The organism is Metabacillus dongyingensis, from assembly GCF_019933155.2.
In the GTDB taxonomy this organism is placed as follows: domain Bacteria; phylum Bacillota; class Bacilli; order Bacillales; family Bacillaceae; genus Bacillus_P; species Bacillus_P dongyingensis.
The window spans coordinates 3,541,162-3,555,337 of the sequence record NZ_CP082944.1 but is presented as its reverse complement, the minus strand read 5'-3'; the positions used below and the strand labels follow the sequence as shown (position 1 = coordinate 3,555,337).

Genomic DNA, 14,176 nt, shown 5'->3' with positions numbered 1-14,176 from the left:
ATCCATTTTAGTTGATATACTATTGATAAAAAGTTCGGAGAGAAGAATATGGGAATTAAGCAGGATGAGCTTTTCTGGAAGTTAATCCATGATGTTGTCACGAAGCATGATTATCAGATGATCCGTTTATCAGATGATGAGCAGGAAGTCTTGCTTGGTCCATACAACAATAAAGAGTTTCAAATTGTTCGCTTTATTAGAAAGGACCTTGATTGGGGCAGTCAGCTGCAGCAGGATATTGAAAGAATAGCGATGCACATAGACCGCATCCGCAAACAGTCCTGGAAGCATCCCATACAATTATTAAATGTGTATATTTCTGCTTATCCTCCGGTAGATCATTGGGAGTTTCGAATTGAAAAACCTTATCATGAGGGACAAACCACTTTAAAATCAGTTGTCGTTCATAAAGATAATGAAGAGGAGATCCTCTTTTACCTTGAAAAGCTGCTTGGAGTAAGCCTATCTGTTAAAACATCAGATACAATTCACACTGCCATTTTAAAAAGTGAAGCCATTTCACACTCAAATCGCAGAATAAAGGAAGAAAAACAAATTTTCAATTTTGGAAAACCAATTTTCACCTACACGTTTACTGCGGTCCAAATCTTTATGTTTATGCTTTTAGAAGCAGCAGGCGGAAGTCAAAACACACAAACCTTAATTCAGTTTGGCGCTAAATACAACCCCTCTATTATTAGCGGTGAATGGTGGCGTTTCTTTACCCCAATTATTCTCCACATTGGCATGCTTCATCTCTTGATGAACACGCTGGCATTAATTTATATTGGCAGCGCAGTTGAGAAAATGTACGGTTCTGTTAAATTTTTAGTCATTTACTTATTTGCAGGTGCAGCAGGTACGCTTGCAAGCTTTGCTCTGAGTCCTTCCATATCTGCAGGAGCTTCAGGAGCCATCTTTGGATGTTTCGGTGCATTGCTTTATTTAGGAATTAGTAATCCAAAGCTGTTTTTCAGAACGATTGGCTCAAATTTAATTTTCATAATTGTGCTGAATCTTCTTTTTGGATTTGCTGTGCCGAATATTGATAATGCAGGTCATCTTGGAGGATTGTTTGGGGGCTTTTTAGCTGCGCTGATTGTTCAGCTGCCAAAACAGCACAAATGGGGACTGAGGCTGATTGGAGCCTTACTGTCCATTCTGTTTGTGGTTTTTGCCTACTTTTATGGATTCTATAATGGACAGGTATACTAAAAAACTTCAGGAGGGCAGGAAACTGCTCTTTTTCACATTAATAAACCTCCTAATTTTTTCTATCATTACGGATATTTCCTTTTTTACAGATAATTCTCTTGACGCACTACGACATTCCTTTATACTTTAATGTAGTTAGATTAAGTTTCAAATGAGTAGGTGGGAAAGTGAAAACAATCTATGATATTCAGCAGCTTTTAAAAAAGTACGGAACAATCATATACATTGGAGATCGTTCAGCTGATTTAGAACTTATGGAAATGGAAGTCAGACAGCTGTTTGACTCAAATCTTATCGAAGTTCAGGATTATCAGATGGCTGTGCTGCTTTTAAGACAAGAGGGCCAGCGCGTGAGGAAAAAAAGTTAAAGCAAACCGTTCAATGAATTGTGCAAGCGGTTTCTTAGAATAATATAAACAAAGGATGACAGAGACAATGACAGATAAATGGCTAGTAGGAATTGACTTAGGCGGCACAACAATTAAGATGGCGTTTATCAGCCATTATGGCGAAATGCTCGAAAAATGGGAAATACCGACAGATAAAAGCGGGAAAACGATAACAACAGATATTGCAAAAGCAATCGATGCTAAACTTGCCGAACTCGGACAAACGAAGTCAAAACTTGCCGGAATCGGCATGGGAGCCCCAGGTCCTGTGAATTTAGAAACAGGCCTTGTTTATGAAACAGTAAACTTAGGCTGGAAGAACTACCCGCTAAAGCATCATCTTGAAATCGAAACAGGTTTACAAGCGGTGATCGACAATGATGCAAATATTGCTGCTATCGGAGAAATGTGGAAAGGTGCCGGCGACGGAGCGAAAGATGTTATATGTGTAACTTTAGGTACAGGAGTAGGCGGAGGCATCATTTCAAATGGCATTGTCGTGCATGGTGTGAATGGAGCTGGCGGTGAGATCGGCCATATAACTTCTGTAGTAGAGGGAGGGGCCCCTTGTAATTGCGGCAAAGAAGGATGTCTTGAAACAATTGCTTCTGCAACCGGAATTGTAAGGCTTGCTGTAGAAAAGCTGAATGAGAGCGATTCACCTAGTACTCTTAGAAAATTATATGAGGAAAATGGAACTATTTCGTCAAGAGATGTTTTTGAAGCATCTGAACAAGGCGATTTAGTTGCTTCAGAGGTTGTTGAGTATATTACAAAACAACTGGGACTTGCTCTTGCCAATTTATCCAACGGTTTAAACCCGGAGAAGATTGTCATTGGCGGAGGTGTTTCAAAAGCGGGCGAACATTTAAGAAAAAGTACAGAAAAATATTTTAAGCGTTTTGCTTTTCCCCGCGTGGCAGAGGGAGCTTCCATTTCAATTGCTACTTTAGGCAATGATGCAGGAGTCATCGGCGGAGCTTGGCTTGTGAAAACAAAGCTTTCAACAGTGTGATGCACATATAAATAATATAATAAGTCATAATATAAAGGAGCTTTATCTTTGTGAGATAAGGCTCCTTTATTATTCCTGAATATTCTAAATAATTTTATTTCGGCAAATTTGAAACTTTTTTAGGTTTTATACGTCTAACTATAGGGTAAAAGGAATAAGCTGAACATTATTATTCTATCATCCTATTGTAAGGGCAATGTTAAAAACGATTGATTTTTTGTTAAAGAAGTATTAAGATATGATTTAGTTGTTTCATATCAGCCTAATTTATGGAAAATAAATAAATGGAATATAATCGTTACGCAGGTTCTAACGTATGAGGAGGTTATGAAATGCGTATTAAATCACTTTCTAAAATTTCATTTTTACTAATTGCGACATTGTTACTGTGGGTGAAAACATACATTGTCTACAAAACTAGCTTTGACATTAAAATTGAAAACTTCACACAGGAATTTATCCTCTTCATAAACCCATTAAGCTTTCTGCTGTTCATTTTTGGTTTTGGACTGTTTATGAAAGAGAAGAATCGAAACAGGTACATTTTGGGGGCAAGCATCATTGTTACGGCTGTCCTTATTGCCAATATTGTTTTCTACCGATTCTTTAATGATTTCTTAACAATTCCTGTATTATTTCAGACCAGCAATATGGGGGATCTTGGAAGCAGTATTTCTTCACTGTTTGAACCAATTGATTTATTGCTTTTAGTTGATATTGTCATTCTTTTTTGGCTTATGAAGCGTCCAAGATTCCAAACTCAGGCAGCTGTGACAAGAAAAGAAAAAACAGCTTTCTATCTACTAGTAGCTGGTGTCTTTTTCTTCAACCTTGGACTTGCTGAAACAGAGCGTCCGCAGCTATTAACACGATCTTTCGATAGAGAAATGCTTGTTAAAAATATCAGTGTTTATAACTTCCATATTTACGACGGGGTTCTGCAGTCGAAAACGTCTGCTCAGCGTGCACTCGCTGACAGCAACAGTCTTACTGAAATTGAAAACTATGTAAAAGCTAATAAAAAAGAGCCTAATGATGAAATGTTCGGCATTGCTGAAGGCCGAAATGTGATTATGGTTTCATTAGAATCTACACAGAGCTTTGTCATCAATGAAAAAATTAATGGAAAAGAGATTACACCATTCCTTAATGACTTTATTGGAGAAAGCTACAATTTTGATAATTTCTATCATCAGACTGGCCAGGGGAAAACATCGGATTCAGAGTTTATCGTGGATAACTCCCTTTACCCTCTTGGACGCGGTGCAGTTTTTTTCACAAACAGCAATAACGAATATGTAGCTACTCCGGAATTATTGAAAAATAAAGGCTACTACTCGGCTGTCTTCCATGCAAACAATAAAAGCTTCTGGAATCGTGATATCATGTATCAGGCTTTAGGATATGACAGATTCTTTGATGTGAATGATTACGAAGTAAACGCAGAAAATTCTGTCGGCTGGGGACTTAAAGACAAGGAATTCTTTGAACAATCTGTTGATCATATGAAAGAGTTGCCGCAGCCATTTTACAGCAAGCATATTACACTTACAAATCACTTCCCATTCGAACTGAATGAAGAAGACAAAATGGTAGATGAATTTAATTCAAATAGCAAAACATTGAATAACTACTTCCCGACTGTCCGTTATCAGGACGAAGCTTTGAAAAATTTCATTCAAAAGCTTAAAGATGAAGGGTTATATGAAAACTCTATCATTGTTTTATACGGTGATCACTATGGAATTTCAGAAAACCATAATGCTGCAATGGGTCAGTTTTTAGGAAAAGAAGTAACGCCTTTTGATGAAATCCAGCTGCAGAGAGTTCCGTTTGTTGTTCATATTCCAGGTGTAACAGATAAAAATCCTGAAACAATTTCAGATGTCTCAGGTCAAATAGACATTCGTCCAACACTTATGCATTTATTAGGAATTGAGACGAATGATGAAATTGAATTCGGCAAAGATTTATTCTCAAAAGACAAATTGCCTTTTACCGTACTGCGTGATGGAAGCTTCATTACAGACAAATTCGTATATACGAGCGGAACATGCTACGATAAATCAACCGGCGAACCGGCTGAAGATAATAAAGCATGTGAGCCGTATATGGAAAAAGCGAAGCAGGAATTAAATTACTCAGATAAAATCATCTATGGAGATTTATTGCGTTTCTATGATGAAATGAAAAATGGAAAAGATGAGAAAGAAACTCAGGAAGAAACAAATAAATAAATGATCAAAAGCTTTGGCCTTTAGGCCAAAGCTTTTTTTGTCAGTCTTTCTGACTGTTTTAATGCGTTTAACAAGAATAGGGAAGTTGAATCATATGCTAATAATAACCAAACATCAGGGAGGAATCAGGATGAAAGTCAGAGCAGAAAAAAACACAAATCTAAAAGAACTGTCAAATATATTGAACGTTCATGAGCAGCTGCTTTATGATTCAAATCCCCTTTTGAAATCAACGTTCATAAAGTCTGGTGAAACATTCAATATTCCTTATACTGAAAAATTGAAATGTCACATATCGTCCACTTCCAATAAGGCCCCGGTTAGGAATATAATAGACTTTTATGAGAGTAATGACTGTCTGCAAAAAACATCCGAGTTTATCCAAAAAAAACGGGCATATGATTACAATGTTCTTCTTGAAGATCTGGAAAAAGTAACGGAAGCTTTTCCGTTTATAGAGAAGCGGCCGATCGGACAAAGTGTACTCGGTCTTCCTATTTTTGAACTTCTGATTGGAACCGGCACAAAAAAGGTTCACATGAATGGATCATTTCATGCTAATGAATGGATTACAACATCCGTATTAATGTGCTGGCTTCATGAGTACCTGGAAGCAGTAGTAGATGGGGGTACATTTGAAGGGCATTCTGCGATGGATCTGTATCAAAATACGACTTTATCTTTTGTTCCAATGGTTAATCCTGATGGGGTCCAGCTGGTGATTAATGGACTGCCGCCAGAGCATTCCCATTACCAATCTGTTATGTTTATTAATAACAACAGTTTAGATTTTGAGCAATGGAAAGCCAATATTAATGGAGTAGATCTGAATAATCAGTATCCTGCATTCTGGGAAATAGAAAAGGAAAGAAAGATCCCTAAATTTCCTGCCTCGAGAGATTATCCTGGAGATGCTCCCCTTACCGAACCGGAATCTATTGCAATGGCTAAACTTGCTGATGCTGGAAAATTTGACCTCATAGTGGCTGTACATACCCAGGGTGAGGAGATCTATTGGGGGTACATGAACTGTGAACCGGAGGAAGCATTGTCCATTGTGACTGAATACAGCCGCCTCAGCGGATATAAAGCTATAAAGAATTTAGACAGTCATGCGGGTTTCCGGGATTGGTTTATTTATGAAAAGAAAAAATGCGGTTTCACCATAGAACTTGGCATTGGTGTCAATCCGCTGCCGCTAAATCAATTTGATGAGATATATGAAAAGAGCAGAGGGATTTTCTGGGCTTCATTATATTCTTTAAAATGATGAAACAATTTGATTGAATAAAACGTAATACAAGTTGTGAGACAGTAGAGGGGAGCATTCGTTGATGAGATTCAGAGTAACACTATTAGCAATCATAACGGCAATATTAATCACTGGCTGTTCGCAGCAATCTCATCAACCTCATGGTGTTTCTGAACTTGCAGAGTTAAGAAAGCCAGGAATAGAAGAACGGTATATCTCTGTTGATTTTCTTGAGGAAAAAAACCTTATTCCTTTATCGGATGAGGATTTCTTTTCAGTTGAAGGCTGGCTTGATAACCAGCATATACTTTACTTGAGCGAAAATGCGGAAAAATCAACGGCTTATAAATATAATCTCTTTACAGGTGAAAAAGAAATACTTTTTGAATCATCAGCTTCTATCGTGCAGCTCGAATTGAATCCTGAAAAAAATTTAATTCTTGTTCACGCCAGTCCATCAAGCTTTGAAGCAGAAATTACGATTATCGATCCAATGGGAAATGTGAAAACGAAACGGACAATTCCCTCTTCTGAGCTTACATTTTCATGGAGTCCGACAGGGGAACGATTATTTTTGACCTCTTTTGATGAAAACTGGACGTTTCAAACCTTCATATTGAATATGAGTGATTTTTCATTAGATAAAAATCCTGTGGAAATTCCATTTATACAGTGGCTGTCTGATGGGGAAGTAACGTATCTAAAATGGAATGAAGCCGAACCGCAATTAACAGCTCCTTTATATAAGCATTCATTAGTAAGTAAGAAGAAAGTTTTGATTGAAGAACATATTATTTCTCACGCGAATTTTAAAGATTATTCATTTGCTGTTCAGGTTGAGAATGAAGAAGAATCAATAGGTTCTTATACTTTTTATAATGGAAATTATGAGGATATTATTTATTCTTTTGATGTGGAGCTGCTGCCACTATACTCGGAATGGCTTGTACCTGAATTTGATTATTCCAGCAGAAGCGGTTTATTCTATACCTTTGTTCCTGGAACTGTGGAAAATAAATTCAATTTAACAGCTGTCGATCCTAAAAGCAAAAAAACGGAAGCCGTGTTAGAAAATATTGATAACAGCGAAATTAAAGTGTCTCCAAATGGGGAACTTGCCTTATATGGATCCTATTTAGAAAATGTGATTAACTTGAAAGACTACAAAATTAAAGGTATTGTAAAGTGAAAACATCTTAAAAGGCGGTAAGAATATATGGCAATTGCAGACGTAACCATTATCCCGATAGGCACCGAAACAGCAAGTGTAAGTGAATATGTAGCCGCAGTTCAATCAATTCTAAAAGAATATGAACGCGAGGGCAAAATTAAATTTCAGCTGACTCCAATGAATACAATAATTGAGGGTGAGTTATCAACCTTGCTTGACGTTATTAAAACCATTCATGAATCACCGTTTGAGAAGGGGATTAAGCGTGTGGCCACAAATATCCGCATCGATGACCGCAGAGATAAAACTTCAACGATGGAAAGCAAATTGAACAGTGTAAATCTTCACTCAAGGTAATAGTTAATTTCAAAAAAAGAAAAAGCGGCTGAATCTATTTCTGCTTACGCAGACAGACTCTCGCCGCTTTTTCCTATTTTAGGTTATAGGTGTATAAGATTTGGAGCAATCATTTCAAGCAATGCGCCAAACTCCAGGTCAGAAATGATCAGCCAAAAAAGTCAAACCAGGACCTTTCTGGCTGATTCTTATCTGCTTACGGAGCTGAACAAGGCCCCTTGAGCTTTTCTTATTAATGCGCAGTAGGAAATCCATGATGGATGATTGTCATAACGGTGAACCATCCAAATACTGCAAGAGTACCTCCGGCAAAGACAATGCCAAGTACGTTTTTGCCTTTAAACGAGCGGTAAAGTCCGTATACAGACAGTAATGTAACTAGAGCGAATATAATAACTAATCCCATTTTGAAGCCCCCTGACGTATGTAAGTCTTTTTTTAAGTCGAAATGTAAACTGAGAATGAAAAACAAAATATTCCTTTTAATATTTTAAACGTTTTCATTCTTTTTGTCGAGGTCGATTTCTGCCGTTACATCATATGATTCAGCAATTTTTCGAACAAGCTCGGAGTCGTTTCTGTCCGCATAAAATGTTTTATCACTGACAGCGATTAAATGTTCCTCAAGCTGCAGCATACACATCTTCATCTGCGTGAAGTCAGTTGACTTGAGGTGAAAATGACAAACCATATCCTTGAATAGGTAGTGATTCCCTGAATCTGCAATGATTCCGTAGTCTGTATAAGAGCCATATAACTCTGTGGGGTGCAAAAGAATTAATTGGTGCATGTCCTCAAAGATCTTTTTGGAGATAAAGTTATTTTTTAAGAGGCTTGCCTGCTTGAAACAATCTGTTATCAGTATACTGTTATCTTTATCACAGTATTCATAATCGGTAATGATGTCATTAACATCCGCGTCTGAGTGCCATTCGATTCCATAATACACCTTCAACCCACTTTTCACTCCCATATCATTTAGTTCATGATAAGTTTAGTGTAGAATAGAAAGAAAAAACATGCAATCGGGGTGTTCATATGAAATGGGAGCAGATGCCTTTAGGACCTCTCCAAACAAATTGTTATCTAATTGCGAATTCTATAAAAGAATGTCTTGTCATTGATCCTGGCAGTGAAGGCGGAAAGTTAATTCATCATATTAGAAAAAGAGGATTAAAGCCAATCGCTATTCTGCTGACACATGCACACTTTGATCATATCGGCGCAGTCGATGATGTACGCGATCAATTTAATATACCTGTATACATTCACCGTAAAGAAAAGAAATGGCTTGCAAATCCGGCGATGAACGGTTCGATAGCTTTTATGTCACAGTCCATTTCTGCACGTGATGCAGATCACTTAATTGACCAGGAAGACAGGCTCACGGTTGGCTCTTTTTCGTGTCAAATATACGAAACGCCTGGACATTCACCAGGCAGCATTTCTTATTATTTTAAGGAAAGCGGCTTTGTTGTCTCAGGGGATGCTTTATTCGCAGGCAGCATTGGCAGAACAGATTTGCCGCAGGGTGACCATGGGCAGTTAATAAAAAGCATTCATCAAAAGCTGCTTACTCTGCCGGAGGATACAATTGTTCTGCCTGGACATGGACAAGAAACGACAATAGAAACTGAAATGGAAAGCAATCCATATTTAAATGGTTTCTAATGTTATTGATTATATACATAAACAAGGCAGAGCCATTACCTACTCAGAATACATGAATCTTGTCCTTTATCATCCGGAGATCGGGTATTATTCAAAGCATGAACAGAAAATCGGCAAAGATGGGGACTTCTATACTTCAAGCAATGTTTCTGATGTCTTTGCAAAAGTATTTGCCAAACTGTTTTCACGGCTGGTTAAAAGCGGAGCTGCTGAGCCTGCCTTTTGTGAATTGGGTGGAGGAACTGGAAGATTTTTATCAGCCATGCTCCATGAATGGCAGGATTTATCTCCTGAAACATTTAAAATACTGAATGTCTATTCCGCTGAAAAAAGCGGATTTCACAGAGAACTTCAATTAAGCGGCATTAAGCTGCATCGCCATACATCTGTTTCGTCCATACACGAGCTTCCAAAGCCATACAGAGGCATTCTATTTTCAAATGAATTGTTCGATGCCTTTCCTGTGGAAGTCATTGAAAAAAGACATAACCAATTGTTTGAAGTGTATATTTCTGTTAATCAAGAAAGTGGACTTGTTGAAAAGCTTGAACCCTTAAAAAATGATAAAATAAGAAATTACTTAGATTGGCAGAATATCCAGCTCAGCGAAGGACAGCGCTTTGAGATTCCACTAGCGATGCTCGAATATTTAGATGAGATAAATGCTTTAGCTGAGCAGGCAGTCATTGTTACAATTGACTATGGATATTCTAATAAAGAATGGCAGCATCCTGCAAGATTTGAAGGAAGCCTGCGGGGGTACTTCCGGCATAAAATGATGACTCCGCTGGAACGCCCATTTGAAATGGACCTGACTGCGCACATCCATTTCGATGCACTGGAAAAAAAAGCAGAGGAGTTAGGCTGGACTTTGCTGAAGAGAGAGAGACAGGATCTTTTTTTAGTGAATGCAGGAATCCTTTCTTATCTAAAGGAAAATGGAGAACTCAATCCCTTTGGGGAAGCGGCGAAACAAAATAGAGCAATTCGAAGTTTAATTATGCCTGATGGGATGAGTTCTTCTTTTCAAGTATATATACATGAAAAGGGAACAAACCTTCATGGAAAAGATATCTATTAAAAAAGGGTGAGCTGCCACTGGCAGCTCACCCTTTTTTAATTATTAATGCCCGCCCTGTCCAGGCACCATCATAAACGTCGTCCAATATGTAAAGCCAACAAAGAAAACAGTTAAATATGCTCCAAAAATGTAAATATACATCCGTTCAGATAATTTTAAATAAGATAAAAGCACGAAAAATCCAGTCTGTCCGAAGAATAATAATGAAGTCGTTTTCATATCTCCCAAATAAAACATGACAGCAAAGATGCCAGTCCAAAAGCCTAATACTCGGAACATGCGATCCATATGTCAATCCCTCCTTTGTTTAGTCCCTAAGTCCATCACTTTTTTTATTATAATGTACGTCCAATACCATTGTAAATAGCGTTTACATTCTAGAAGTGCCATTTATGTAACAAAGTGTAAACTTTTTATAAAAAAATGATTGTTTTTAGAGTGGTTATTTCTGTACAAAAGTTAAACAAATGCTGTACAATAAAATTAAATATTAAGAATTGCTGGGATCTGAAAGTTATTTTTAAACAAACCTTATACAAAAATGGGAGATGAAGAACAATGAATGAGTTAATTTTTTATAGTTATCCAAGCTGTACATCATGCAGAAAAACGAAGCATTGGTTAAAAGCACATAACATCGATTTCAGTGAAAAGCATTTGTTTCGTGAAACTCCTTCTTATACAGAACTTCAGAAAATTCTCCAGCTTACAACAGATGGCATGGATGAGATCTTAGCTACCCGCAGCCAAACGTATAAAGACTTAAATTTAAATATTGATGATCTTCCGTTGTCAGATGTAATAAAATTAATCATTGAAGAACCGAAGCTTTTAAGAAGACCGATTATAACAGACGGAAAAAAGCTTGTTGTAGGTTATAATCCCCAGTCACTTACAAAACTTGCAAAGAAAAAGGAAATTCATAAATCCGTTTCATGATTTATTAAGAACGATTTGTTCTTTATAGGAAACGTAATTCTATGAAAAATAGAGTAATCTTCAGAAATACTAAGTAAAGGTGATATATATGAGAAAATCACCCATTTTTAGAAATTTTCTTTCCGCCATTTTATTTGTATAGTGAATAGAAATAATTCATTATAAAGAACGAAAAGGTGGAGCAAAAATGACAGAAATTCAATTCTTTTTAGAGGGCATTGGCAATCGAAACGTTGCAACAGATTATTCAAGTCCAAATTACATTTCCGGTGAGATGAGCATTGAGAAAGCATCAAAGGAATTCGCTAAAAAGAACAAATTGAAATACATTGATCATGAAATCTTAAACAGCGGTTACCGGGTATATTATATAAAACCTTCATTACTCAAATCCAAGCGTAAACCATATATTTATTACGCCAAAAGAGAAGCATAGAAAAAACCTGCGAAGTTTCGCAGGTTTTTTCTATTTAATGAACTGGGCTAGCTGGATTCGAACCAGCGCATGACGGAGTCAAAGTCCGTTGCCTTACCGCTTGGCTATAGCCCAATGAAAATCTCTATACATTATTGACAGAAGATGAAAAATTATGCAGTTCGGTCCGTAATTATTTATTTCCTATAAAAGATAATGAAATTTTCAGGCGGAAAAGCAGTTAAAATGGATGATAAAACTTCATTTTAAGGATGTGCGTTTTGAAAGAAATTCAAGTACGCTGTGTATAACTGATCAGAAAGGAGGATGTCATGAATTCAATCGAACTACTAAGTGAAAGAATTGTGGAAGAAGCGTGTTCATTAAATGCATCAGATATCCATTTTGTCCCGAGAGAACGGGATGCGGTCATTCAATATCGTATAGATGATGACCTCGTGGAAAATCGAACCATTAGAAAAGAAGTATGTGAACGGATCATCGCACATTTTAAATTTTTGGCATCAATGGATATCGGAGAAAGAAGGAGGCCGCAAAATGGAGCATTAGCCCTTTCAAATGAAACAATTGATGTTCAGCTTCGCTTGTCTACCCTGCCAACAATCTTTGAAGAAAGTCTTGTTATCCGCATACTTCCAAACGAAGTCATTCCGTCACTTGCGCACCTCTCCCTGTTTCCACAGTCAGCAAATAAGCTTCTCTCCTTTATCAACCACTCTCATGGTCTGATGGTATTTACCGGTCCGACCGGCTCAGGAAAAACGACCACCTTATATTCATTGATTCATTATGCGAAAAAAAATTTTAACCGCAGTATTATTACCCTTGAAGATCCTGTAGAAACGAAAAGCTCTGAAGTCCTGCAGGTACAGGTAAATGAAAAGGCTGGAATTACTTATGCAGTGGGGTTAAAAGCCATTCTAAGGCATGATCCGGACATTATAATGGTAGGTGAAATCAGGGACAGGGAAACTGCGCAAATTGCCATAAGAGCAGCTCTGACAGGACACTTGGTGTTATCAACTATGCATACAAGAGATGCAAAGGGAGCAATTTACAGAATGCTTGAATTTGATGTCAGTCTTTCTGAAATTGAACAAACATTTTTAGCTATTGTGGCACAAAGGCTTGTAGCAATGAAATGCCCTTATTGCTCAAATGAATGCTCTCCTCACTGCAAAAAGATGAGAAAGTCCAGACGTCTTGGAGTTTTCGAGATGCTTTATGGAAAAAATCTGACCCTTGCCTTAAAAGAAGCCCAGGGAGAGGAAGTGGATTGTGACTATATAACCTTAAAAGATGTTATTAAAAAAGGAATTGCTTTAGGCTATTTATCCAATCAGTCAATGCATAAATGGATTTATCAATATGAAGATTAAAAAAAAGTGGTTAATCAAAGATCAGGCAATGTTCTTAAACAGACTCAGCGATCTTTTGGAGAAAGGATATACGCTGAATGAAGCAATGAAGTTCACTTCAATTGATTTAAATGAGGAAAAGAAACAAGCTGTTTTCTTTTGCTTGAGGGAATTATCTAAAGGAGTACCTGTCCGCACAGCATTTGAAAAGCTGCGCTTCCATAATGAAGTGATAAGTTATTTGTACTTCGCAGAAAGGCATGGAGATCTTGAAATTGCTCTTAGAGAAGGGGGGGAAATGCTGAACCGGAAGCTTGTGCAGCACGAAAAAATGAAAAAAGTTCTGCAATATCCTCTTTTCCTCTTTTTCACGATTGGTATTCTTCTGTATATCTCTCAGTCAGTTATTGCTCCGCAGTTTCAGCAAATCTATTATTCAATGAATATTAAGCCAAGTATACTAACTGAAATTCTTTTTATGATCTTTCAGGGCACTAAGTTATTCCTCATTTTTATCCTCGTGCTTTTTGTTCTTGGCAGCATTTTTTACATGAGCTATTTTAAAAAGCTTCTGCCGCAGGAAAAAATGAGAATTGCAATAAAAATTCCGCTCTGGAAGAAATTTGTGATCCTCATTAACAGTTATTACTTTTCTTTGCAGTTAAGCAATTTACTGAAAGGCGGATTATCTATATATGAAAGCCTGACTGTCTTTGAAAATCAAAACTTGCTCCCATTCTACAGGGATGAAGCTTCCTGGTTTATTGATCATCTAAAGAAAGGAGAACGTTTTGAAGGTTTAGTTGCGCGAAACTTATTTTATGAGAAGGAGCTGACTCAGGTAATCGGTCATGGACAAGCAAATGGTCATTTAGCGAGGGAGTTATATACTTACAGTCAATTTGTTCTAGAACGGCTTGAAAACAAATTAATGAAATGCATTGTGCTGATACAGCCCGCAGCTTATTTTGCAGTCGGCATGACGGTCTTAATGATGTATTTATCAATGATTTTGCCAATGTATCATATGATGGAAGCTTTATAAAATCAGTCAA

The 14,176-nt window shown here is 37.3% G+C and carries 16 protein-coding genes and 1 tRNA gene; 13 read left to right on the top strand and 4 right to left on the bottom strand.

Annotated elements, in window-relative coordinates:
• Positions 1-48: 48 nt before the first annotated feature.
• The 7 genes from K8L98_RS17635 (at position 49) to K8L98_RS17605 (ending at position 7,636) form a co-directional block, all read left to right on the top strand.
• Positions 49-1,215, top strand: coding sequence for a rhomboid family intramembrane serine protease (locus K8L98_RS17635; protein ID WP_223436706.1), 1,167 nt, complete (start codon positions 49-51; stop codon positions 1,213-1,215).
• Between the two features lie 167 nt (positions 1,216-1,382).
• Positions 1,383-1,583, top strand: a complete 201-nt coding sequence (locus tag K8L98_RS17630; RefSeq protein ID WP_223436705.1) for a YqgQ family protein — start codon at positions 1,383-1,385, stop codon at positions 1,581-1,583.
• Positions 1,584-1,650: 67 nt separating this feature from the next.
• The gene (locus tag K8L98_RS17625; RefSeq protein WP_223436703.1) at positions 1,651-2,619 is read left to right on the top strand and encodes an ROK family glucokinase; all 969 of its coding nucleotides are present in this window, start codon (positions 1,651-1,653) and stop codon (positions 2,617-2,619) included.
• Between the two features lie 332 nt (positions 2,620-2,951).
• Positions 2,952-4,856, top strand: coding sequence for an LTA synthase family protein (locus tag K8L98_RS17620; RefSeq protein WP_223436701.1), 1,905 nt, complete (start codon positions 2,952-2,954; stop codon positions 4,854-4,856).
• Positions 4,857-4,986: 130 nt separating this feature from the next.
• Positions 4,987-6,126 (top strand): M14 family metallopeptidase, encoded by a 1,140-nt coding sequence (locus K8L98_RS17615; protein ID WP_223436699.1) that lies wholly within the window; start codon positions 4,987-4,989, stop codon positions 6,124-6,126.
• 64 nt (positions 6,127-6,190) lie between these two features.
• Positions 6,191-7,297 carry a YqgU-like beta propeller domain-containing protein gene (locus K8L98_RS17610; protein ID WP_338037047.1) on the top strand — a complete coding sequence of 369 codons (1,107 nt, stop codon included), beginning with the start codon at positions 6,191-6,193 and terminating at the stop codon, positions 7,295-7,297.
• 27 nt (positions 7,298-7,324) lie between these two features.
• Entirely contained in the window at positions 7,325-7,636 is a 312-nt protein-coding gene (locus K8L98_RS17605) for an MTH1187 family thiamine-binding protein (protein ID WP_223436695.1), read from the top strand.
• A 232-nt stretch (positions 7,637-7,868) separates the two neighbouring features.
• Here K8L98_RS17605 and K8L98_RS17600 read toward each other — a convergent pair whose 3' ends face one another.
• Both K8L98_RS17600 and K8L98_RS17595 read right to left on the bottom strand, forming a co-directional pair.
• A complete protein-coding gene (locus tag K8L98_RS17600; protein WP_223436693.1) occupies positions 7,869-8,042 on the bottom strand; it encodes a DUF2759 domain-containing protein in 174 nt (57 codons plus the stop codon).
• A gap of 84 nt (positions 8,043-8,126) precedes the next feature.
• Positions 8,127-8,591, bottom strand: a complete 465-nt coding sequence (locus K8L98_RS17595) for a hypothetical protein (RefSeq protein WP_223436691.1) — start codon at positions 8,589-8,591, stop codon at positions 8,127-8,129.
• 83 nt (positions 8,592-8,674) lie between these two features.
• On the opposite strand from K8L98_RS17595, the gene K8L98_RS17590 reads away from it, so the two are divergent.
• Both K8L98_RS17590 and K8L98_RS17585 read left to right on the top strand, forming a co-directional pair.
• Entirely contained in the window at positions 8,675-9,307 is a 633-nt protein-coding gene (locus K8L98_RS17590) for an MBL fold metallo-hydrolase (protein WP_223436689.1), read from the top strand.
• Complete coding sequence (locus tag K8L98_RS17585) at positions 9,297-10,388, top strand: class I SAM-dependent methyltransferase (RefSeq protein ID WP_223436688.1); 1,092 nt, start codon at positions 9,297-9,299, stop codon at positions 10,386-10,388. The genes K8L98_RS17590 and K8L98_RS17585 overlap by 11 nt, the downstream gene beginning before the upstream one ends.
• Positions 10,389-10,430: 42 nt before the next feature.
• On the opposite strand, the gene K8L98_RS17580 is transcribed toward K8L98_RS17585, so the two are convergent.
• On the bottom strand, positions 10,431-10,676 hold the full coding sequence (locus tag K8L98_RS17580) for a DUF2626 domain-containing protein (protein WP_070876617.1): 246 nt from the start codon (positions 10,674-10,676) through the stop codon (positions 10,431-10,433).
• A gap of 270 nt (positions 10,677-10,946) precedes the next feature.
• Here K8L98_RS17580 and K8L98_RS17575 point away from each other — a divergent pair, with 270 nt between their 5' ends.
• Positions 10,947-11,327 carry a Spx/MgsR family RNA polymerase-binding regulatory protein gene (locus tag K8L98_RS17575; protein ID WP_223436686.1) on the top strand — a complete coding sequence of 127 codons (381 nt, stop codon included), beginning with the start codon at positions 10,947-10,949 and terminating at the stop codon, positions 11,325-11,327.
• A 187-nt stretch (positions 11,328-11,514) separates the two neighbouring features.
• On the top strand, positions 11,515-11,763 hold the full coding sequence (locus K8L98_RS17570; RefSeq protein ID WP_223436684.1) for a hypothetical protein: 249 nt from the start codon (positions 11,515-11,517) through the stop codon (positions 11,761-11,763).
• 42 nt (positions 11,764-11,805) lie between these two features.
• Here the strand turns inward: K8L98_RS17570 and K8L98_RS17565 are convergent.
• Positions 11,806-11,877 (bottom strand) — tRNA-Gln (locus tag K8L98_RS17565).
• A gap of 197 nt (positions 11,878-12,074) precedes the next feature.
• Here K8L98_RS17565 and comGA point away from each other — a divergent pair.
• Positions 12,075-13,142, top strand: coding sequence for a competence type IV pilus ATPase ComGA (gene comGA, locus K8L98_RS17560; RefSeq protein ID WP_223436682.1), 1,068 nt, complete (start codon positions 12,075-12,077; stop codon positions 13,140-13,142).
• Entirely contained in the window at positions 13,132-14,166 is a 1,035-nt protein-coding gene (comGB, locus tag K8L98_RS17555) for a competence type IV pilus assembly protein ComGB (protein ID WP_223436680.1), read from the top strand. The genes comGA and comGB overlap by 11 nt, the downstream gene beginning before the upstream one ends.
• Positions 14,167-14,176 lie beyond the last annotated feature (10 nt).

Coding starts and splice junctions, on each gene's coding strand:
- K8L98_RS17635 (WP_223436706.1), top strand. CDS start 49: ATGGGAATTAAGCAGGATGAGCTTTTCTGGAAGTTAATCCATGATGTT.
- K8L98_RS17625 (WP_223436703.1), top strand. CDS start 1,651: ATGACAGATAAATGGCTAGTAGGAATTGACTTAGGCGGCACAACAATT.
- K8L98_RS17620 (WP_223436701.1), top strand. CDS start 2,952: ATGCGTATTAAATCACTTTCTAAAATTTCATTTTTACTAATTGCGACA.
- K8L98_RS17615 (WP_223436699.1), top strand. CDS start 4,987: ATGAAAGTCAGAGCAGAAAAAAACACAAATCTAAAAGAACTGTCAAAT.
- K8L98_RS17610 (WP_338037047.1), top strand. CDS start 6,191: ATGAGATTCAGAGTAACACTATTAGCAATCATAACGGCAATATTAATC.
- K8L98_RS17605 (WP_223436695.1), top strand. CDS start 7,325: ATGGCAATTGCAGACGTAACCATTATCCCGATAGGCACCGAAACAGCA.
- K8L98_RS17600 (WP_223436693.1), bottom strand. CDS start 8,042: ATGGGATTAGTTATTATATTCGCTCTAGTTACATTACTGTCTGTATAC.
- K8L98_RS17590 (WP_223436689.1), top strand. CDS start 8,675: ATGAAATGGGAGCAGATGCCTTTAGGACCTCTCCAAACAAATTGTTAT.
- K8L98_RS17585 (WP_223436688.1), top strand. CDS start 9,297: ATGGTTTCTAATGTTATTGATTATATACATAAACAAGGCAGAGCCATT.
- K8L98_RS17580 (WP_070876617.1), bottom strand. CDS start 10,676: ATGGATCGCATGTTCCGAGTATTAGGCTTTTGGACTGGCATCTTTGCT.
- K8L98_RS17575 (WP_223436686.1), top strand. CDS start 10,947: ATGAATGAGTTAATTTTTTATAGTTATCCAAGCTGTACATCATGCAGA.
- K8L98_RS17570 (WP_223436684.1), top strand. CDS start 11,515: ATGACAGAAATTCAATTCTTTTTAGAGGGCATTGGCAATCGAAACGTT.
- comGA (WP_223436682.1), top strand. CDS start 12,075: ATGAATTCAATCGAACTACTAAGTGAAAGAATTGTGGAAGAAGCGTGT.
- comGB (WP_223436680.1), top strand. CDS start 13,132: ATGAAGATTAAAAAAAAGTGGTTAATCAAAGATCAGGCAATGTTCTTA.